This window comes from Pseudoalteromonas sp. CnMc7-15, assembly GCF_022347925.1.
Classification (GTDB): Bacteria; Pseudomonadota; Gammaproteobacteria; order Enterobacterales; family Alteromonadaceae; genus Pseudoalteromonas; species Pseudoalteromonas ruthenica.
The window spans coordinates 113,481-133,168 of the sequence record NZ_JAKRFT010000006.1 but is presented as its reverse complement, the minus strand read 5'-3'; the positions used below and the strand labels follow the sequence as shown (position 1 = coordinate 133,168).

At 48.1% G+C, this 19,688-nt stretch carries 20 protein-coding genes; 19 read left to right on the top strand and 1 reads right to left on the bottom strand.

Translation table 11 applies throughout. The annotated features are described in order from the left end of the window. The first annotated feature begins 1 nt into the window (after position 1). The 6 genes from MHM95_RS15350 to MHM95_RS15325 all read left to right on the top strand — a co-directional run bounded on the left by MHM95_RS15350 (position 2) and on the right by MHM95_RS15325 (position 5,963). Positions 2–1,060 (top strand): nucleotidyltransferase family protein, encoded by a 1,059-nt coding sequence (locus tag MHM95_RS15350; RefSeq protein WP_138507721.1) that lies wholly within the window; start codon positions 2–4, stop codon positions 1,058–1,060. Continuing rightward, a complete protein-coding gene (locus MHM95_RS15345) occupies positions 1,060–2,025 on the top strand; it encodes a Gfo/Idh/MocA family oxidoreductase (protein WP_239385699.1) in 966 nt (321 codons plus the stop codon). The genes MHM95_RS15350 and MHM95_RS15345 overlap by 1 nt, the downstream gene beginning before the upstream one ends. Continuing rightward, a complete protein-coding gene (locus MHM95_RS15340; RefSeq protein WP_138590764.1) occupies positions 2,025–2,720 on the top strand; it encodes an acylneuraminate cytidylyltransferase family protein in 696 nt (231 codons plus the stop codon). The genes MHM95_RS15345 and MHM95_RS15340 overlap by 1 nt, the downstream gene beginning before the upstream one ends. Next, a complete protein-coding gene (locus tag MHM95_RS15335) occupies positions 2,717–3,526 on the top strand; it encodes an SDR family oxidoreductase (RefSeq protein WP_239385698.1) in 810 nt (269 codons plus the stop codon). Before MHM95_RS15340 ends, MHM95_RS15335 begins: the two co-directional genes overlap by 4 nt. Before the next feature lie 70 nt (positions 3,527–3,596). After that, positions 3,597–4,382: a flagellin gene (locus MHM95_RS15330; RefSeq protein ID WP_045978595.1), complete on the top strand. Its 786-nt coding sequence runs from the start codon at positions 3,597–3,599 to the stop codon at positions 4,380–4,382. 150 nt (positions 4,383–4,532) lie between these two features. After that, positions 4,533–5,963 (top strand): sigma-54 dependent transcriptional regulator, encoded by a 1,431-nt coding sequence (locus tag MHM95_RS15325; RefSeq protein ID WP_022944847.1) that lies wholly within the window; start codon positions 4,533–4,535, stop codon positions 5,961–5,963. A 60-nt stretch (positions 5,964–6,023) separates the two neighbouring features. Here the strand turns inward: MHM95_RS15325 and MHM95_RS15320 are convergent, their stop codons facing one another. After that, positions 6,024–6,599 carry a DNA-3-methyladenine glycosylase I gene (locus MHM95_RS15320; RefSeq protein WP_022944846.1) on the bottom strand — a complete coding sequence of 192 codons (576 nt, stop codon included), beginning with the start codon at positions 6,597–6,599 and terminating at the stop codon, positions 6,024–6,026. A gap of 173 nt (positions 6,600–6,772) precedes the next feature. Here MHM95_RS15320 and MHM95_RS15315 point away from each other — a divergent pair, with 173 nt between their 5' ends. The 13 genes from MHM95_RS15315 (at position 6,773) to fliO (ending at position 19,686) form a co-directional block, all read left to right on the top strand. Continuing rightward, entirely contained in the window at positions 6,773–7,888 is a 1,116-nt protein-coding gene (locus MHM95_RS15315; RefSeq protein WP_235419887.1) for an ATP-binding protein, read from the top strand. Then, positions 7,881–9,281 (top strand): sigma-54 dependent transcriptional regulator, encoded by a 1,401-nt coding sequence (locus MHM95_RS15310; protein ID WP_138547723.1) that lies wholly within the window; start codon positions 7,881–7,883, stop codon positions 9,279–9,281. The genes MHM95_RS15315 and MHM95_RS15310 overlap by 8 nt, the downstream gene beginning before the upstream one ends. 188 nt (positions 9,282–9,469) lie before the next feature. Further along, on the top strand, positions 9,470–9,802 hold the full coding sequence (gene fliE, locus MHM95_RS15305) for a flagellar hook-basal body complex protein FliE (RefSeq protein WP_026111098.1): 333 nt from the start codon (positions 9,470–9,472) through the stop codon (positions 9,800–9,802). 19 nt (positions 9,803–9,821) lie between these two features. Continuing rightward, the gene (fliF, locus tag MHM95_RS15300; protein WP_022944842.1) at positions 9,822–11,543 is read left to right on the top strand and encodes a flagellar basal-body MS-ring/collar protein FliF; all 1,722 of its coding nucleotides are present in this window, start codon (positions 9,822–9,824) and stop codon (positions 11,541–11,543) included. After that, a complete protein-coding gene (gene fliG, locus MHM95_RS15295) occupies positions 11,536–12,573 on the top strand; it encodes a flagellar motor switch protein FliG (RefSeq protein WP_022944841.1) in 1,038 nt (345 codons plus the stop codon). Before fliF ends, fliG begins: the two co-directional genes overlap by 8 nt. A 3-nt stretch (positions 12,574–12,576) precedes the next feature. Further along, on the top strand, positions 12,577–13,434 hold the full coding sequence (gene fliH / locus MHM95_RS15290; RefSeq protein ID WP_239385697.1) for a flagellar assembly protein FliH: 858 nt from the start codon (positions 12,577–12,579) through the stop codon (positions 13,432–13,434). Beyond that, positions 13,431–14,768, top strand: a complete 1,338-nt coding sequence (gene fliI / locus MHM95_RS15285) for a flagellar protein export ATPase FliI (protein WP_239385696.1) — start codon at positions 13,431–13,433, stop codon at positions 14,766–14,768. The genes fliH and fliI overlap by 4 nt, the downstream gene beginning before the upstream one ends. After that, positions 14,761–15,213: a flagellar export protein FliJ gene (gene fliJ, locus MHM95_RS15280; protein WP_130145089.1), complete on the top strand. Its 453-nt coding sequence runs from the start codon at positions 14,761–14,763 to the stop codon at positions 15,211–15,213. Before fliI ends, fliJ begins: the two co-directional genes overlap by 8 nt. Positions 15,214–15,285: 72 nt before the next feature. Then, positions 15,286–17,163: a flagellar hook-length control protein FliK gene (locus MHM95_RS15275; protein ID WP_239385695.1), complete on the top strand. Its 1,878-nt coding sequence runs from the start codon at positions 15,286–15,288 to the stop codon at positions 17,161–17,163. A 46-nt stretch (positions 17,164–17,209) separates the two neighbouring features. After that, on the top strand, positions 17,210–17,743 hold the full coding sequence (fliL, locus tag MHM95_RS15270) for a flagellar basal body-associated protein FliL (RefSeq protein ID WP_239385694.1): 534 nt from the start codon (positions 17,210–17,212) through the stop codon (positions 17,741–17,743). 9 nt (positions 17,744–17,752) lie between these two features. Further along, a complete protein-coding gene (gene fliM / locus MHM95_RS15265; RefSeq protein WP_022944834.1) occupies positions 17,753–18,847 on the top strand; it encodes a flagellar motor switch protein FliM in 1,095 nt (364 codons plus the stop codon). A 42-nt stretch (positions 18,848–18,889) separates the two neighbouring features. Further along, on the top strand, positions 18,890–19,294 hold the full coding sequence (gene fliN, locus MHM95_RS15260) for a flagellar motor switch protein FliN (protein ID WP_022944833.1): 405 nt from the start codon (positions 18,890–18,892) through the stop codon (positions 19,292–19,294). Further along, positions 19,291–19,686 (top strand): flagellar biosynthetic protein FliO, encoded by a 396-nt coding sequence (gene fliO, locus MHM95_RS15255; protein WP_022944832.1) that lies wholly within the window; start codon positions 19,291–19,293, stop codon positions 19,684–19,686. The genes fliN and fliO overlap by 4 nt, the downstream gene beginning before the upstream one ends. The last annotated feature ends 2 nt before the right edge of the window (positions 19,687–19,688 follow it).

Here is a 19,688-nt window from a genome sequence, read left to right as displayed (position 1 = left end):
GATGAGTTTTTCATGGCAAGAAATATTAATGGCCCCAGAGCAGTCTCTGCGCGAAGCGCTTGAAGTGATAAATACACAAGCGTCGCGAGTGGTACTCATTGTTGATAAGCAAACGCATTTACTAGGTGTGATTACCGATGGTGATATACGACGTGCGTTATTAAATAATCTCGGGTTGGAAGTTGCGTTATCGGAGGTCATGAATACCTCGCCGATATGTGCAGAGGTAGGCACACCTAAAGAACAGCTTATTGAGACTATGGAGCAAAAGGGAATTTTATCTATTCCCGTGGTGCGCCAGGGTAAAGTGGTTGGGTTACAGACCCTCAAGCATGTGTTAAGTAAACCAAAGTTTGATAACCCTGTTTTTCTCATGGCTGGCGGGTTTGGCACACGATTACGTCCGCTGACCGACCACTGCCCTAAACCTATGTTGCAGGTAGGCAATAAGCCGATACTAGAAACCGTTCTGAAAAGTTTTGTCAAAGCAGGCTTCAGTAATTTTTATATCTCAACCCACTATATGCCTGAACAAATCGAAGAGCACTTTGGCGATGGTAGCCAATGGGGGGTCGAAATAGAATATGTCCATGAAGAGTCTCCCTTGGGGACAGGGGGAGCTCTCGGTTTATTGCCAAAAAGTATGCGACGTGACCTACCATTAATTTTAATGAATGGTGATGTACTAACAAAAGTCGATTTTGCACGTTTACTAGAGTTTCACTGTGAGAATGGCGCAGACGCAACAATGTGTGTGCGTGAGTACGAGTATCAAATTCCTTACGGTGTTATTCAAGGCGAAGGAAGTCGAATCACCGATATGGTGGAAAAACCAATACAACGGTTTTTTGTTAACGCCGGTATCTATGTGGTTTCCCCTGAAGTGATCAGCTCCGTACCCTTTAATCATCGCATCGATATGCCCACCGTGCTAGAGCAGCGAATAGCTAAAGATAAAGATGTATTAATGTTTCCCATCCATGAATACTGGCTTGATATAGGCCGGATGGACGATTTCAATCGCGCTCAGGTGGATATTCGTAGTCTGGGAATGGGTTAATGCAAAGCGTAGCCGTTATTGGTTTAGGTAATATCTCTCATCGCCATAGAAAGAATTTGAAGGCTCTAAAACCCGACGCTCGAGTTATCGCCATGCCAGCAAGCAATCGACAATTAACAACTTTGCCGGCCCATGCCGATGCCTGTGTAACGCAACTCAATGAGCTGATTGAATTGCGACCTGAGTACGTCATTGTCGCGTCACCTGCGAATCTACATACAAGCCATGGTAAGTCGCTGCTAGAGGCAGGAATTCCATGCCTTATAGAGAAACCACTGGGTGCAAGCCTAGACCAAGCTCAGGAATTGTTGAGATGTGCTCAGAAGCCATCAGCTCCTGCTTGTGCAGTGGGTTACTGCTTGCGGTTTATGCCGACAGCACGAATCATGAAAGACCTGGTTCAGCAACATGCAGTGGGCGAAATCTATAATATCCACATTGAGGTTGGCCAATATTTGCCACAATGGCGATCAGGTTTAGACTACCGTGATTCAGTGTCAGCGCGTAAAGAGCTTGGCGGCGGTGCCTTGTTGGAGCTGAGCCATGAGTTGGATTACGCTCGCTGGATATTTGGTCCTTTGGCACTAAGCCACGCCCATTTGCGTTCATCATCGGAGCTTGGTTTAGAGGTAGAGGACTTAGTTGATGTTAGCCTGCGTACCGAGCATGACGCGCATGTGCAAATACATCTTGATTTCTTGCAACGTCAACCACAGCGATTTTGCCGTGTGATTGGAAATAAAGGCCGCCTTGATTGGAATTTACTAAGAAACGAGTTGGTGTTAACAGACTCGCAAGGGCAGAGTCAACAGTTTGGCGATTCTCATTGGCAAGCCAACACTATGTATCTGGATATGTTGGATAATTTTCATAACCAAATCGCACAGCGACCTTATCAAGGGGCGAGCGTGGCGCAAGCTTTAGAAGTCGTTAACCTTATTGATGTTATAAAACAGAGTGCCTAATGAACCATTATGCTTTTATCTTTGCTCGAGGGGGTTCAAAGGGACTGCCTCGCAAGAATGTTCTTCCTTTGTCTGGAAAGCCGTTAATACATTGGTCGATTGACTCAGCTAAAGCCACTTCTTTGATATCGCGGGTTTTTGTCTCAACTGAGGATCCAGAGATAGCTCGTCTAGCGAAAGAACGCGGAGCGGAGGTTATAATCAGGCCCATGGCCTTGGCACAGGATGACTCACCAGAGTGGCTTGCTTGGCAGCATGCTGTGCAGTGGGTCGAGGAAAAATATGGTCAGTTTGACACTTTTATCAGCTTACCAACAACAAGCCCATTGCGCGCCAGTGAAGATATTGAAGGGGCTTTGCAGCAGTTGCAAAAAGTCGGTGCAGATATTTGCATTTCAACAACACCTGCGGCACGTAGTCCTTTCTTTAATATGGTAATGCGTCAGCAGGACGAAACTGTGCAGTTAGTATGCGAGACGCCGTCAGGGGTTTCGCGCCGGCAAGACGCGCCCAGCGTTTATGATATTACTACAGTGGTGTACGCCGCGCGGCCAGCTTATATCCGCCAAGCCACAGGCTTATTGGCGGGGAAAGTAACCAGTATTTGCGTACCCGCAGAGCGAGCCGTAGATATCGATACACAATTGGATTTTGATTTCGCCGAGCTGTTGGCTAAGAGAATGAGGAAAGTATGAGAACATTGTCACAATTACAACAGTTAAATGGCCAATGGGCATTGATCACCGGTGGTGCTGGGCATGTTGGCCATGCTGCAGCGCAAACGCTACTAGAGCTTGGTGCTCATGTGATTTTACTAGATAGAAGTGAACAGCAGTTACAACAAGTTCATAGCTCGGTGTATGGCAGCACTGACAAAGTTCATACTCTCCCTTGCGAGTTATCACAGCCAAGTGAAATAAGCACAGCAATGGCTAAGGTCAGCGAGCTCACTCAAGGCAAGCTCAACATTCTCATTAATAACGCAGCGTTTGTTGGCACTGATAAGCTCTCAGGCTGGTGTGTGCCTTTTGAGCAGCAGTCATTAGAGACTTTCAACGACTGCCTAAATGTGAATTTATCTGCGCCGTTTCAGCTGTGCCAACACGCTTATGAGCTAATGAAAAACACGCCCGGTGCCGCAGCAAGGATCGTTAATATCTCCTCAATTTATGGCGTTGTTGGTCCACAAATGGACATGTATGAAGGCACCGATATGGGCAATCCAGCTGCATATGCCACCAGCAAAGCGGGGTTGATGCAATTGACACGCTGGTTAGCTGCCAATGTTGCACCTAGAGTCCGAGTAAATAATATAGTACTAGGCGGCATTGAGCGTGGCCAGCCAGATTCATTCTTGAATAAATATAATGCCAAAGTACCTTTGGCTCGAATGGCCACAGAAGAAGACGTCAAAGGAGCCATTGCTTATCTTAGTAGTGAATTATCTAACTATATGACCGGCCAGAGTTTATTCTTAGATGGTGGGTGGACAGTGATTTAAAGTGCTTGTTGGAGACCAATGTTCTACACTTTAGTATAAGTGCAGGCCACAAAACTCTAGGAGGCAGGTTATGAAAATCAACTCAGAAGCTGCAAGCCAACTAGCGTCAATCAATACTCGTTCGACGCAATTAGATCAACAACTCGCTACAGGTAAGCGCGTTAACTCAGCGGCTGATGATGCAGCTGCGCTTCAAATTATTGACCGCTTAACGGCGCAGCAAAATGGTTTTACACAGGCCAGCCGTAATGCCTATGACGGTATTTCCTATGCGCAAGTGAGTGAGTCAGCATTGAGTAACGTCAATGATTCTGTTGGCCGTATTCGCGAGCTATCCATACAAGCTGGTAATGGTGCACTTTCCGATAGCGATCGCCAGGCTTTGCAAGAAGAGGTCGTGCAACTGCAAAGCGAAATTACCAACACGTTAGAGCAAAGCAGTTTTGCCGGGAAGCCGTTATTTGATGGCCAAAGTGTCAGCTTCCAAATTGGCGCTGATGCGAATCAAACAAACGCCCTTGAACAGCCCAATAGCGACTTCCTTAGTGCCGTAAATGCTATTGATATCACCACTCAAGCGGGCGCTAATTCAGCGTTAGATGTGACTGAGCAAGCCGCAGAGCAGGTTAACCAGCAGCGAGCGCAGCTGGGCGCTTTCGAGAATAGCCTAAGCAGTCAAATTCGCTCGCTTAGCGAGCAAAACGAGAATGTTGCAGCGAGTCAAAGCCGCATTGCTGACACTGACTATGCAAAAGCGGTGAGCGAGCGCACCAGTAATGACATCCTTAACCAAGCATCTATCGCGCTGCGCGGCCAAGCTAACCAAAACGCCGCCGCAATTTTAGGACTGCTGTAATGGTGGTTCACTATGCGCTGAATCAAACAAAACTAGGAAAAGCGTCTGATTTTTGGCATTAACGTCAAAAACATGCCGCTTTTCCTTGAATCCTCCCTGAACTGCAATACAATCTAGAGTTATAACAATCGCTTAGTATTTGGCGGCGCGATGATCCTGATTCTAGATGACAATACGACTCGAGCCCAAGGGTTGAGCTCAGCACTAACCTTTGTGGGTGAGGCTAATGAACTGACCACCTCAGGTGATTTGTGTGCAAATATTGATAAGCACCACGAGCCCATTATTGTGCTCGGGGCACTCAATAACGGCGAACACCAGCAATTAATTAAAGCGCATCCAGAGTTACCATTTTTGTTAATTGGTGAAACGTTAAAACCCTTATTAGATATCGCTAACGTCATTGGCCTTATAACCGAGCCTTTTCACCATGATGTAACCACCCAATTGCTCCATGACTGTCAGCAGTATGCGCGCATGAAGCCCACCCAAAGTGCGCACAATCCTAAAGCCTTCAATGGCTTAGTGGGGGATACTGAAGCCGTCAATCATGTTCGCTTTTTAATCTCTCAGGTGGCGAAAACGGAAGCAAATGTACTCATTCTTGGGGAGTCGGGCACGGGTAAAGAAGTGGTGGCTCGTAACGTACACCTTCTTTCGGGACGTAGTTCAGGCCCATTTGTGCCGGTAAACTGTGGCGCTATCCCCGGCGAATTATTAGAAAGCGAATTGTTTGGCCATGAAAAAGGCGCATTTACTGGCGCCATATCAGCGCGTAAGGGGCGCTTCGAGTTGGCTCAAGGTGGTACCTTGTTCTTGGATGAAATCGGCGATATGCCATTGCAAATGCAGGTTAAGTTACTGCGTGTATTGCAAGAGCGCACTTACGAGCGAGTTGGTGGTACCAAAGCCATTCAAGCCGACGTTCGAGTGATCGCAGCGACGCACCGAAACTTAGAGCAAATGATTGAAGCGGGGGATTTCCGTGAAGATCTATACTACCGCTTGAACGTTTTCCCCATCGAGAATCCGGCGTTGCGTGAACGTGGCGATGATATTGGCTTATTGCTCAAAGAGCTGACTAAGCGAACAGCCCAGCAAAGCGGTCAAAGCGTTAAGTTTACCGACCGCGCCATTGAAAGTTTAAAAGGCCATACGTGGCCCGGAAATATTCGTGAGCTCGGTAATCTTGTCGAACGCATGGTGATTATGTTTCCGGATCAAGTGGTTGATGTACCAGACTTACCGAAGAAATATCAGCATCTTGATGTTGAAGCATTTGTTCCAGAGTACCCCGAAGAGCTATTAGAGCGCCAAGCCCTGAATGATATTTTCGGTGAAGGCTTTGTTGATGACGATGAGCAACTACCTGCTGAGCATGAATCTGCAGCGGACAATATTGGGGTGCTGCCTGATGATGGAGTCAACCTCAAAGAATACCTTGCAGAGTTAGAAGTGAGTCTTATCACGCAAGCGCTTGAGCGCTATGACTATGTTGTTGCCCGTGCTGCTGAGGTGCTGGGCGTGCGTCGCACCACCTTAGTTGAGAAAATGAAAAAATATAATCTTAACCGCGATTAGCTTTGCCGCAGCAACACAAGCGGTGCCAGCGCCCCTTAAGTAGTTAACTCAGGTTCAAAGCTAATACAAAGCGATCACCTGCTCTTTGCGAAAGCATTGGTTGTGGTGGTCGTTAACCATGCCACAAGCCTGCATATGAGCGTACACTGTAGTGGACCCTAAAAATTTAAAGCCACGCTTTTTCAAATCTTTAGCAAAAATATCGGATTGCTCACTGGTTGCTACGTAATCTTCAGGACTCGCGATGCTGTTGACGCGCGGTCTGTCATTCACAAATTGCCATTGATACGCGCTAAAGCTACCAAACTGATGTTGAATTTCAATAAAGCGTTGAGCGTTATTAATAGCGGCATTAATTTTTAACTTATTGCGCACAATACCGGCATCATTGAGCAAGCGCGTGATGTCTTCGCCATCAAAAGCGGCGACAGTGTGAATATCAAAGTCAGCAAAAGCACGGCGGTAGTTGTCTCGTTTTTTTAAAATGGTATACCAGCTCAAACCAGCTTGTGCCGATTCGAGAGTAATAAACTCGAATAAGCGTTGATCATCATAAACAGGCACACCCCATTCATCGTCATGGTAGGCAACGTAATCGGGCTTACTTAAGTCCACCCAGGCGCAGCGAATACACATAAAAACTCCTTGTAGAAAGCGCTATCAACTAATGTATCAGGTAACTGTTTTTTTATACAGTGTCATTTTTTTGATAGCAATAATAATAATGTAAATCCATGAATATTAAATAAAATAAAGTTGGTACGCTTTGTGCTTTTATGGATTAGACCTTGTGTTTAAGAGTGAAAATCATGGCATTAGCGAGTGTTATCAACCCACAAATCCTTCATCATGGCCAGTTTAGCCCGGCATTAGCGCAAGAAGCTTACGTTGGAGAGCTGAGCGACTTGCGGCTACAAGCCAGCTGGCTGAGTCATTTAGTCGATACCATGCCTGCGGGTGTGGTGGTGCTTGATGGACAGGGAATGATAGCCAAAGCCAATCAAATTGCCAGTGATATGTTAGGCGAGCCGCTCGAAGGTGAGAAATGGTTTGCGGTGATCCAGCGCTCATTCCGCCCGCAACAGGACGATGGCCATGAAGTATCGTTGCGCGATGGACGGCGTATAAAATTAGAAATCCGCGCGCTCACGCCCGAGCCCGGGCAGCTTATTTTAATGACCGATTTAACGGAAACGCGTCGTTTGCAATCAAGAGTGGCGCACATGCAACGTTTAAGCGCGCTTGGCAAAATGGTGGCTACTTTAGCCCACCAAGTGCGTACACCGCTCTCGGCAGCCATGTTATATGGGGCCAATTTGGGCTCGTCGCGATTGAATAATCAATCGCGTGCCCACTGTCACGATAAGCTCATGTCGCGTTTGAAAGATTTGGAAAACCAAGTGAATGATATGTTGTTGTTTGCCAAAAGTGGTGAGCAGCAAGTCGTTGAGCCGATGTCATTAGGGCAGCTACTTAATGATGTAAATTCTGGCAGTGAAGCCATGCTTAGCGAGCATGAAGCGCACCTACAAGTACAGCTTCCTGAGCCCGATATCGAAGTCATGGGCAATCGTACTGCTTTGGCCAGTGCCATCAATAACCTAGTGCACAATAGTTTACAGGTGATAGGCAGTGGTGCGCACATTAAGATGCAGGCACGTCGTCAACGCACGAACAGTGATTATGTCGATATCATCATTAGCGATAATGGCCCAGGGATCAAAGAAGAGATTATTGACAAAATTTTTGAGCCTTTTTTTACCACTAAGCGTCAGGGCACAGGTTTAGGTCTGGCTGTGGTTGCCTCAGTGGTGAATGCCCATAAGGGGCAAATAAAAGTAGAGAACCTTCAAAACGGTGGCGCGCAATTTACGCTAACGCTTCCTGTTTTGCACAGCAATACCCAGGAGCAGAGCAATGAATAACTATGTACTTGTTGTCGAGGATGACAAGGGGTTACGCGAAGCCCTAATCGATACATTAACACTGTCAGATATTCGCTGCATTGCAGCAAAAAGTGGTGAAGAAGCAATCATGATGCTAAAAGAGCACAGTGTTGCTTTAGTGGTCAGTGATGTGCAGATGCCCGGTATTAATGGCATTGAATTACTAAAAAGCATCAAGCTTAACTATCCAGACATGCCGGTATTAATGATGACGGCCTACGCCACTATTGATGATGCGGTCGAAGCCATGCGTCTGGGGGCCATCGACTATATGGCAAAGCCATTTGCCCCCGAGGTCTTACTAAATTTAGTGAGTCGTTATTTACCCAATGAGACGGCTAGCCAAAGTGGCCCGGTGGTCGCCGATGCCAAAAGTTTGGCGCTACTCGATTTAGCCAATAAAGTGGCTGACAGTGACGCGAGTGTCATGGTGATGGGTCCAAGCGGGAGTGGTAAAGAGGTATTGGCGCGCTATATTCACGACCAATCGCCGCGCAAAGAGGCGCCATTTATCGCTATCAATTGTGCAGCCATTCCCGAAAACATGCTTGAATCGACTTTGTTCGGTTACGAGAAAGGCGCGTTCACTGGCGCTGTGAATGCCTGTCCAGGTAAATTTGAACAAGCACAAAATGGCACCATTTTACTTGATGAAATTACTGAAATGGATTTAGGCCTACAAGCGAAATTGCTACGTGTATTGCAAGAGCGCGAGGTTGAGCGCTTAGGGAGTCGCAAAACCATCGAGCTCAACGTACGGGTGTTGGCCACGTCAAACCGTGATCTCAAAGAAGCGGTCAGAGCCGGTATATTCCGGGAAGATTTATATTATCGCCTAAACGTGTTCCCGCTGACCTGGTTGCCGCTCAATCAGCGTCCCGGGGATATTATTCCACTGGCTGAACATTTATTGGAGCGCCATTGCCAAGCTAGCAAACAAGCGACTGCCTCGCTCAGTGCCGATGCCAAAGAGCGCTTAATGGCGCATACTTGGCCGGGAAATGTGCGTGAGCTTGATAATGTTATTCAGCGTGCGCTGATCTTAAAATCCGGTGACGAGGTGCACGCCAGCGCCATTTATATCGAAGAGTTCGTCACTGATGATGAAGTTGAGCTCAATGCGCACCAAGATATGCCCTCTGCGCTCAATCAACACTATGATGAGCTGCCAGTGGCATCACCCCAAGGTGTAGACCAAGCCCATAACTTTAAAGATGAGCTTAAAAACAAAGAGCACAAAATAATTCTCGATACCTTAGCGCGCTTCAACGGTAAGCGTAAGGATGTTGCTGATGCCTTAGGGATCAGCCCGCGCACCTTGCGCTACAAAATAGCGCAAATGCGCGAGCAGGGGATCCATCTTCCTGCATAGTCTCGTCATAATGTTCTATTTCAGCCCGGGATATGCTCGGGCTTTCTTGTGGGCGTCAAAAATATAGCTTGCCTAATTCCTCAGTGTCAAAATTAAAATAGCAATAACCTACTGTTAAATAACAACATTTTATTGGCACGACTTGTGCATTATTCAGGGTAAGTTTAATTAACTGAGTGATGCCCAAGATGAAAGTCCAAGCCAACTCATTATTTCAAGAAATGCAGTCGCTCGCGCAAGAAGCGCAAGCTCGTAACCCATTGAAAGAGGCACAAAACCAAGTGCCGCAAACATCGACCAGCCAATTTGGTGAGCTACTAAGTAGCGCAATCGATAATGTTCATAACCTACAGCAAGATGCTAAATCGAAAGTGGTTGCTGTGGAGATGGGTGATCGCCGCGTTTCTCTTGCCGAAGCAATGATCGCATCGCAAAAATCCTCTGTCGCATTTGAGGCCACTGTGCAGGTTCGTAACAAGCTAGTGGAAGCCTACAAAGACATCATGAACATGCCTGTATAACGGATAGCGGAGAACAGTTGTGGCACAAGCAAACCAATCAACAGATTTAGCCCTTGCCGATGGCGGTGTTGACATGAACACCGACTCCTCGGGTGAACAGCAAGAACAAAAGTCTGGCTATTTAAGCGCCCTCAATGGCGTGGATATGCTACGACAGGTGACGCTGATCATCGCTTTGGCTATTTGCTTGGCCATCGCTATTTTTATCATTATTTGGGCGCGTCAGCCTGATATGCGCCCGTTAGGTAAAATGCCTACCGAGGAATTGATTCAGACCTTGGATTTCTTGGATGCGCAAAAAATCGATTATGAACTCGATGGCAACGTGATCATGGTTGCCGAAGATGCCTATCAAGATATAAAACTGAATATGGCTCGAGAGGGGCTTACGCAAGGCCCGCAATCTGGCACCGATATCTTGATGCAAGACATGGGATTTGGCGTATCACAGCGTCTTGAACGTGAACGTCTCAAGCATTCTCGCGAGCAGCAGCTAGCGCGTACTATTGAAGAACTTAATAAAGTATCTCGCGCCAAAGTATTACTGGCCATTCCTAAAGAAAATGTATTTGCTCGTATTGAGAAGAAGCCTTCAGCAACGGTTGTAGCGACGGTTAAACGCGGCCGTAACCTCAACAGTGAAGAGATAGACTCTATCGTCGATATCGTCGCCTCGGCCGTGCAAGGACTGTCTCCTGAACGGGTCACGGTGACCGATCAAAATGGTCGTCTGCTTAACTCCGGTTCACAAAATTCGTTATCGGCGCGCTCACGCAAAGAGTATGAGATTGAGCGTCAACGAGAGCAGGAATATATAGAAAAAATTGATAGCATCATGATCCCGGTAGTCGGACTGGGTAACTATACTGCGCAGGTCGACTTGGTCATGGATTTCAGCGCAGTAGAAGAGACTCAAAAGCGTTACAACCCAGATTTGCCAGCGGTGCGCAGTGAAACCACATTAGAAGAGAATAACATTGGTGGTTTAGCGGTCGGCATTCCTGGTGCTTTAACAAATCAACCGCCAGTGAACTCTAACATTCCAGAGAATGCGTTGGACGAGCAGAGTGCGCAAACTCGCTCACCGTCGCGCAGCCACAAAGAAGCGACCCGTAATTATGAGCTTGATACCACTATTTCTCACAAACGTAAGCAGACTGGGGTGATCCGTCGTATCAGTGTTTCCGTGGCTGTGGATTACACACAAACGGCTGGTGCGGATGGGCAAACCACCAGTGCACCGCGCAGTGCCGAGGAGCTCAACAATATTCGTCGCCTATTACAAGGAGGCGTGGGTTTCGACATGCAGCGTGGTGATGCCCTAGAAGTTGTGAGTGTCCCCTTTGTACGTGAAGACCTGGGCGCGGTTGCTGAACTGCCACTGTGGGAGCAAAATTGGTTTATGAAGATAGTGCGTTTAGCACTGGGCGCATTAGTGATAATCGTGTTGATCATTGCCGTGGTTCGCCCCATGCTTAAACGACTTATCTACCCAGATGATACACTGGAAGAATACAATGAAGATGCGTTGAGTTCGGGTGTTGATATCGGTGATAGTACATTAGAGATGCTAAACAAAGATTTCGACTCGGCAGCGGTGGGCTTCTCCTCCGACGGGACACTGCAGTTGCCAGACTTACATGGTGATGAAGATCTCCTAAAAGCGGTTCGCGCCTTGGTTGCCAATGAGCCTGAACTATCCTCGCAAGTAGTTAAAGCATGGTTGAGTGAAGATGACTGAAGAACAACAGCAACTAACTAGCGGCTTCGATGTTGATAAACTCGAAGGCGTAGAGAAAGCAGCAATCCTGCTACTGAGCTTGTCTGAAGAGGATGCCGCGCAAATTCTTAAACACCTTGAGCCCAAACAAGTGCAAAAGGTGGGGATGACCATGGCCGCGCTTGACGACCTTAGTCAGGATAAGATCAGCGCCGTGCACAACCTGTTTATTGAGCAAATTCAGCAGTTCAGCACCATTGGCTTCCAATCAGAAGACTTTATTAAGAAAGCTCTGACAGCCGCATTAGGTGAAGATAAAGCGGCAAGCCTGATTGACCAAATTGTGATGGGTTCAGGTGCAAAAGGTCTAGATTCGTTGAAATGGATGGACTCCAAACAGGTGGCGAACATTATTCGCAACGAGCACCCGCAGATTCAAACCATCGTTTTATCTTATCTGGAGCCAGAGCAAAGTGCAGAAATTCTGGCCCAGTTCCCAGAGAAAGTACGTTTGGATTTAACCATGCGAATTGCCAACCTCGAAGAAGTGCAGCCGGCAGCGTTGCAAGAGCTCAACGAGATCATGGAGAAGCAATTTGCAGGTCAAGCTGGGGCACAAGCTGCGAAGATGGGCGGCCTGAAAGCGGCGGCCGATATCATGAACTACCTCGATACCAATGTCGAAGGCCAGTTAATGGACTCTATTCGCGAGCACGACGAAGAAATGTCGCAGCAAATTCAAGATCTTATGTTCGTCTTCGAGAACCTTATGGATGTCGATGACCGAGGCATTCAGGCCATCCTACGCGAAGTACAGCAAGATGTGCTGATGAAGGCAATCAAAGGTGCCGATGACGGACTGAAAGAGAAAATCTTCACCAATATGTCCAAACGTGCAGCCGATATGCTGCGTGATGACCTTGAAGCCATGGGTCCTGTGCGTATCAGCGAAGTGGAAGCGGCGCAAAAAGAGATTCTCTCTACGGCGCGACGCTTATCCGACTCCGGTGAAATTATGCTTGGTAGTGGTGGTGGCGAGGAGTTCCTCTAAGCCATGAGTGAGTCAAAATTACGTCGTGGGCAACGATTAGACGCCAGTGAGGCAGCAGATGAACTGCTGGAGAACTGGCCTATTCCCGATGTCAGTGCAGATCCAAAGAAATATCAAGGGCGTTCAACCGCCTTTGGGACACCGCTCGAACAGCTTTATAAAAAGCATGTCGAGGAAGATGAGCAGAGCGATGGCGAAGAAATCCTGACCCCTGAGGAGACCAACTTTCCTAAACTGACCCTTGAAGAGTTAGAGCAAATTCGCCAAGATGCCTACGAAGAAGGCCTCAAACAGGGGCATGAACAAGGCTACGTTGACGGATTTGATAAAGGTGCCAGTGAAGGCAAAGAAGCGGGGTTCCAAGAAGGGCTAAAGCAAGGCAAAGAGCAAGGGCTTGAAGATGCGAAGCCCATCATTGACGAACAACTGGATGCGTTAAAAAGCACGTTAGAAGCGCTTGATGAACCCGCCAAACACATTGATGAGCAGGTTGAGCATGAGCTGATCTTTCTCGCCAGCGAGTTAGCCAAAGCCATTACCTTGAGTGAGTTAAAAACCAACCCCGACACTATTTTAAATGCGCTTCGCGCGGCAACCGAAGCCTTGCCAAGTAATGAGGCAATGTGCCAAATCAGCCTCCACCCAGATGATTTAGCTATAGTGACGTCACACTTCAGTGATACCGAGTTGGACAATCGCCATTGGCAGTTACTAGGTGAGCCGACCTTGGCGCGTGGTGATTGTAAAATCAAGCAACAGCGTTCATCTATCGATTTCACATTAGGGTTGCGAATCCAACAAGTACTGGAACCGTTTTTGCACGACAGCGGTGTCCATGTGCGTGATGAGCCAAAATCATGACAACTTCATTAAGTGAGCGTTTGCACCAGCAGCGTAAACACATCCATCAACCTCAGGTCGCGGTAGCGGGGAGCTTGACCCGCGTTGTTGGCCTGACCCTTGAAGCAAAAGGGCTGCAAGCACCGCTGGGTAGCCAGTGTCAGGTCGAAACGAACCAAGGCTTAGTTGATGCCGAGGTGGTGGGATTTAACGACGACGTGCTTTATTTAATGCCCAATGACCGTATCTCTGGGGTGTTGCCTGGAGCCCGCGTTATCCCTCAACACAAGCAGCAAGGGCTGCCAGTAGGGATGAGCTTACTCGGGCGTGTGATCGATGGTTTGGGGCGCCCTTTAGATGGACTCGGGCCACTGCGCTGCGAGGAGTTTACTCACTTTGCAAAAAACACCATCAATCCTTTAGCACGGCGACAAATAAGCCAACCTATGGACGTGGGCGTGCGTGCTATCAACTCCATTATCACCGTGGGTCAAGGCCAACGTATGGGCTTGTTTGCCGGTAGTGGTGTGGGTAAGTCGGTATTGTTAGGGATGATGACCCGAGGCAGTGCGGCCGACGTTATTGTGGTCGGCTTAGTGGGTGAGCGTGGTCGTGAAGTTAAAGAGTTCATCGAGGAAATCCTGGGTGAAGAAGGGCGTCGTCGTTCTGTGGTGGTGGCCGCGCCGGCTGATGCATCACCATTGATGCGTCTAAAAGGCTGTGAAAGCGCCATCACTATTGCCGAATATTTTCGCGACCAAGGCCTCAATGTATTGTTATTACTTGATTCGGTCACTCGTTATGCCATGGCACAACGGGAGATAGCACTCGCCGTTGGAGAACCACCCGCAACGAAAGGCTATCCCCCTTCGGTGTTTGCCAAGCTACCTGCTCTTATTGAGCGTGCGGGTAATGGCGGTGAAGGCCAAGGCGCCATTACTGCCTTTTTCACGGTGTTGTCAGAGGGGGATGATTTGCAAGACCCGATTGCTGATGCCGCACGAGCTATTTTAGATGGCCATATTGTGCTCTCACGAGAGCTTGCCGACAGTGGCCATTACCCGGCCATTGATATCGAAAAATCGATTAGTCGAGTAATGCCGCAAGTGGTCTCAGAGCAACATATGCAGCAAGCGCGGTTAATCAAGCAAGTGGTGGCAATGTACAATGAAAACAAAGACATGATCACCCTAGGCGCATATCAAAAAGGCACCGACCAGATACTCGACCAAGCCATTGATATGATGCCGCGTATTAATAACTTTTTACGCCAGGGAATGAAGGATGTGGTGCCTTACGATGAGTGTTTAACCTCGTTAGCCAATTTACTAGGACAGGGAGGTAACCATGGCTAAGCTGGCGCTGCTTTATAAACTTGAATCGGACAAAGAAGAAAAACTGCGTGCTGACTTCCTAGGCGCGCAACAGCACTGGCAGTCTCATCAGCAAAAGCTCAATGGACTTAACCAGTTTCGCCAAGAGTATTTTGCACAACTGACGCAAAAGGCACAGGCCGGTCTATCCAGCGCTGGGTTTAGTCACTACCAAAACTTCATCAGCAAAATAGACCAAGCCATTGAGCAGCAAACACAGGTGGTTGAAACTGCCCACAGAGTCACGGAGCAGCGCCAATCACAATGGCGTCAACAGCGGGTACGTACTGAAGCCGTAGCCAAGTTAATTGAAAAAGAAAAACTTAAGCAACAAGCGAAGTTAGCGAAAGCAGAGCAAAAAATGTTGGATGAATTCGCTACCAATCAGTTTTATGCCCGACGGCGTTCAGGCGAAACTGGTATGTAACTTGCTGTAATTTTCTAAAAGCTTAGTTAACCTTGCAAAGCGGCACTGCTTTGCCACCTTTGAAGGGGTCATATGATGACACAGGTAGAATCAGTAATTGTCCTTCCCCAATCGGGACAGAGCCAAGATAAGGGTGCATCATCCACTTACGATTCTGGTGAGAAAAAGTTTGCGCAATTCTATTCTCAAGAGCAGCAACGCCAAGACCGTGTGAAGCGCTCCCCAGAGGATGAAAAGCAGGCCATTGGCGGCTTTGTGGGTCAAAATAGTGATTCAAAAGAGTCCCAAAAGAATGCTCAGGAAACCGAGCAAGGCGTTGATAAATCAGCGGAAAAGGTTAACGAGCAAAGTAAAGATAAAGAACCATCAACAACGATCTTGGATGGCGAGGGTGACGCAGCTGATGACGCTGAGCCGCTTAGTAATACGGCGCAGCCTAGCGAAGAGGTGGCGCAGAGTACTCCCATAGCTGCTAGTGAAGATGACTTTTATCAGCAACTTTTTGCGCAATTATCGATGAGCACGGAGCTCTCTGCGGTCGCCAAAGAAGTGGGCAGCGCTCTTAATGGTACCGGGTTCAGTGATGATATTGATGTCGACTTTATTGCTAAGCTGCCAATCGAGCTTAAACAATCACTTGCCCGTTTAACGCCGGCACAGCGCAGTGAGTTGAGTGTGCAACTGCAGCAAATGGCCTCGGCAGCGGGGATAGATGCAAAAGCGTTGGCTAGCTTAGAGACACAACTGAATCAGTTAGCGGCCACCCCAGGGCAATCAGGCCTGAGCGATGCTGAACGTATTGCCGCGCAAGCCAAAGAGTTATCAATGGCAAAAGCCAGCGAACAGGTGCAGCGTCCAGCCGAGAGTGTAGCAGCACGCAGTGCTGAGGATGCCAGCAAACTAAACAATTCAACTAAGGTTGCCAGTGACGTTCAGCAAGAACTGAATAAAGTACTCGCTGATGGCAAAGCCCTTGGTGCAGAGGCTGCTAAGTCTGATGCAAAAAATAGTACCGCGAGCGCGGCGCCAGGATCATTAAACCCAGAGCAACAGCAACGCCAATCCCAAACCCAAACCCAGCATATATTGGCAGCAGCCAAAGTTGAAGCCGACCAAGGCGGACCCAGTGCCAGCAAAACGACCCAAGCAGCGGTTAATCCAATGTTGAGCGATGCACAAATGAAAGCGGCTCAGCCACAAGGGGATAAGCAAACTAATCTATCAGCGAGTAAATTCAGCGCCGAGCCTATGATTGAGTCAGGGGATAAGGCGGTTTCGCCAAGTAAAGGCACGCAAGGGGAGAACGCTCAGCCTTCAGCCAATGCTTTGAGCGCTCAGTCTAAAGTGACTCAGCTTGCCAGTGCCTTAGTGGCACACGCGCAAGGCAATACCGAGCTCAGCAGTGCAATTGAGGCGGACCTTGCACATTGGCAACAGGTGCAACAAGCCGCCATGCAAAGTACGCAGCACACTCAAGCTCAAGGGCAAACTCAGCGTATGGCGCTGGATCCTGCACTACTGCAAGCAATTAATATCACTAAAAACGACGCCGCGCAGCAAATACAGCAGCGCGTTAATATGATGCTTAACCTCAATAACCAAGAAGCCGAAATCCGTCTTGATCCACCGGAGCTAGGAAGTATGCAAGTGCGGGTACGCAGTGAGGGAGAACAAGCACATGTTAATTTTGTAGTGCAAAATCAACAAGCTAAAGAAGCGCTAGAGCAGGCGATGCCGCGATTAAGAGATCTACTAGCGCAGCAGGGGTTATCTTTGGGTGATACCAACGTCGAGCAGCAAAATCAGCAAAGTGCGCAGCACGATGGTGAACAAGGTCAAGGCAGCGAGCATGGCCCACTGACAGAGCAAGCAAGCAATGATGAAAACCATGGCTTAGAGCAACAGCAGAAAAACGCGCCAATGGAACAAGGAATTGATTTCTATGCGTAATAACTATTGCTATTATACAGTTAAGTGATTTTATTCGAGGCAACCTATGGCCGATGATAAGCAAACCGACCTGCAAATAGAAGAAGGCGGCGGCTCAAAGAAAAAACTGATTATAATCATTGCTGTTGTAGTGCTATTAGTCGGTGGTGGTGCAGGCTATTTCCTGCTTGCTGGGGGCGACGACCCGGCGCCTGCTACACTGGAACAAGAGCAAGGCGGTGCATCAGAGCAAGGTGGTGCAGCACCGAGTGCACAGCTTGGCAGTGCATTGTATGTCGGCATGCCTCGTCCTTTCGTATTCAATGTACCGGGCGCTGCACGTGACCGCATAGTACAAATTAAAGTGCAGCTATTAGTGCGTGGCGAAGGGAACGAAGAGGCCGCTAAAAAGCATATTCCACTTATTGAAGGCACATTATTAAGTGTGTTCGCCGGTACCAATGCCGATGAGCTAAGCACTGCAGCAGGTAAAGAATCTTTGCGTGACGAAGCGCTTACGCAAGTACAACAAGCCCTCGAAGGCGTAGAGGGTTCTAAAGTCGTAGAGCGAGTGCTCTTTACCGGCTTTGTAATGCAGTAAGGGGTAGATGTGAGCGACTTATTATCTCAAGACGAAATTGATGCGCTACTGCACGGGGTAGACGATGTCGAAGAAGAGGATACCTCCGAGGGTGCCAGTGCCAGTGGCGAGAGCGCGCTGCAGTATGACTTTTCTTCACAAGATCGTATTGTCCGTGGGCGTATGCCAACGCTTGAGATTGTTAATGAGCGCTTTGCCCGACATATGCGCATCAGCTTATTTAATATGATGCGTCGCACCGCTGAAGTGTCCATCAACGGCGTGCAAATGATTAAATTTGGTGAATATATTCACACCTTGTTTGTTCCCACCAGTTTGAATATGGTGCGCTTTCGCCCGTTAAAAGGCACCGGTCTGATTACTATGGAAGCGCGGCTGGTATTTATATTGGTAGACAATTTCTTTGGCGGTGATGGTCGTTATCATGCCAAAATTGAAGGTCGTGAATTCACCCCTACCGAACGCCGTATTGTGCAGATGCTGCTGAAAATCATCTTTGAGGATTACAAAGAAGCGTGGGCTCCGGTCATGGATGTGTCGTTCGAGTATTTAGACTCGGAAGTAAACCCGGCGATGGCCAATATTGTTAGCCCCACTGAAGTGGTGGTGATCAGCTCGTTCCATATTGAGCTTGATGGTGGCGGTGGCGACTTCCATATTGCCCTACCATATTCCATGTTGGAACCCATCCGTGAGCTGCTTGATGCCGGTGTACAGTCTGATACTGAAGACACTGATTTACGCTGGTCTAAAGCTCTGCGCGATGAAATCATGGATGTTGAAGTCGACTTATCGACACGGTTATTAGAGGTAGACTTGAGTCTTGAGCAGATTATGGAGCTCAAAGCTGGAGACATTATTCCAGTAGAAATGCCTGAGCATATCACTGTGTTTGTTGAAGACTTACCGACCTTCCGCGCGAAGATGGGCCGCTCTCGGGATATGGTGGCATTGCAAATTAGTGAAAAGATTAAACGCCCAGAATCGGTGAAGTCGGAACTTCATGTGTTTACGAAAGGCGGTAAGAAGCTCGACTCAGATGCTGAATTAGCCGAGCTTGAGGAAGATCTGCATTTAAGTGAAGGCGTAGATTTAGATTGGTAAAAAGGTGCGCACATGCGCGCCTAGCAACAGAGGTTGTATGTAATGAGTGATGATCAAGATACCATGGATGAATGGGCCGCAGCCCTAGCCGAAGCCGAAGAAGGTGAACAAGGCGGTGGCGACGATGCCCAGGTTGCAGAGCTAGACGAGCTCTCCGAAGAGCGCGATGAGGTCACGCCAGAGGAAAAGCGTAAGCTGGATACCATTTTAGATATTCCGGTGACCATTTCTATGGAAGTGGGCCGTTCTAAAATCAATATCCGAAATTTGCTACAGCTTAACCAAGGCTCAGTGGTAGAACTTGATCGCGTTGCTGGCGAGCCACTGGATGTATTAGTCAATGGCACCTTGATCGCGCACGGTGAAGTGGTGGTGGTGAACGATAAGTTTGGTATTCGCTTAACCGACGTGATTAGCCAAGTAGAGCGGATCAAAAAACTACGATGAGAGCATTGGCCTCGCTTTTTGCCCTCGTGGCACTTCCCGTTTATGCGCAAAATGGTGCCGCCCAGCCTGGCGCGGGGCTGAATCTCAATGTTATGTCTATGTTGTTGTCGCTGTTGTTGGTGGTCGGGACAATTATCGCATTAGCTTATATGCTTAAGCGTTTTAATCCGAATATGGCCAATAATGACGATTTTAAAGTTATACGCACTTTGCCACTGGGGACTAAAGAGCGGCTGCTGGTGGTAGAAATCGATAATAAGCAACATTTATTAGGCGTTACGCCAGGTGCCATCAATTACTTATATGAGCTGGAAACGCCGCTCAAAGAGCGCGAGATGGCGCCACTGGCAAAGCAACTCAGCCACATACTCAATACTAAAAAAAAGACCTAAGA

Excerpts from the sequence above, each read along its gene's own strand:
- fliE (WP_026111098.1), top strand. The coding sequence starts at position 9,470 with ATGAAAGTCCAAGCCAACTCATTATTTCAAGAAATGCAGTCGCTCGCG.
- MHM95_RS15335 (WP_239385698.1), top strand. The coding sequence starts at position 2,717 with ATGAGAACATTGTCACAATTACAACAGTTAAATGGCCAATGGGCATTG.
- MHM95_RS15275 (WP_239385695.1), top strand. The coding sequence starts at position 15,286 with ATGATGACACAGGTAGAATCAGTAATTGTCCTTCCCCAATCGGGACAG.
- MHM95_RS15310 (WP_138547723.1), top strand. The coding sequence starts at position 7,881 with ATGAATAACTATGTACTTGTTGTCGAGGATGACAAGGGGTTACGCGAA.
- MHM95_RS15325 (WP_022944847.1), top strand. The coding sequence starts at position 4,533 with ATGATCCTGATTCTAGATGACAATACGACTCGAGCCCAAGGGTTGAGC.
- fliJ (WP_130145089.1), top strand. The coding sequence starts at position 14,761 with ATGGCTAAGCTGGCGCTGCTTTATAAACTTGAATCGGACAAAGAAGAA.
- MHM95_RS15320 (WP_022944846.1), bottom strand. The coding sequence starts at position 6,599 with ATGTGTATTCGCTGCGCCTGGGTGGACTTAAGTAAGCCCGATTACGTT.
- fliI (WP_239385696.1), top strand. The coding sequence starts at position 13,431 with ATGACAACTTCATTAAGTGAGCGTTTGCACCAGCAGCGTAAACACATC.
- fliN (WP_022944833.1), top strand. The coding sequence starts at position 18,890 with ATGAGTGATGATCAAGATACCATGGATGAATGGGCCGCAGCCCTAGCC.
- fliO (WP_022944832.1), top strand. The coding sequence starts at position 19,291 with ATGAGAGCATTGGCCTCGCTTTTTGCCCTCGTGGCACTTCCCGTTTAT.
- fliG (WP_022944841.1), top strand. The coding sequence starts at position 11,536 with ATGACTGAAGAACAACAGCAACTAACTAGCGGCTTCGATGTTGATAAA.
- fliH (WP_239385697.1), top strand. The coding sequence starts at position 12,577 with ATGAGTGAGTCAAAATTACGTCGTGGGCAACGATTAGACGCCAGTGAG.
- MHM95_RS15345 (WP_239385699.1), top strand. The coding sequence starts at position 1,060 with ATGCAAAGCGTAGCCGTTATTGGTTTAGGTAATATCTCTCATCGCCAT.
- MHM95_RS15350 (WP_138507721.1), top strand. The coding sequence starts at position 2 with ATGAGTTTTTCATGGCAAGAAATATTAATGGCCCCAGAGCAGTCTCTG.
- fliL (WP_239385694.1), top strand. The coding sequence starts at position 17,210 with ATGGCCGATGATAAGCAAACCGACCTGCAAATAGAAGAAGGCGGCGGC.
- MHM95_RS15340 (WP_138590764.1), top strand. The coding sequence starts at position 2,025 with ATGAACCATTATGCTTTTATCTTTGCTCGAGGGGGTTCAAAGGGACTG.
- MHM95_RS15330 (WP_045978595.1), top strand. The coding sequence starts at position 3,597 with ATGAAAATCAACTCAGAAGCTGCAAGCCAACTAGCGTCAATCAATACT.
- MHM95_RS15315 (WP_235419887.1), top strand. The coding sequence starts at position 6,773 with ATGGCATTAGCGAGTGTTATCAACCCACAAATCCTTCATCATGGCCAG.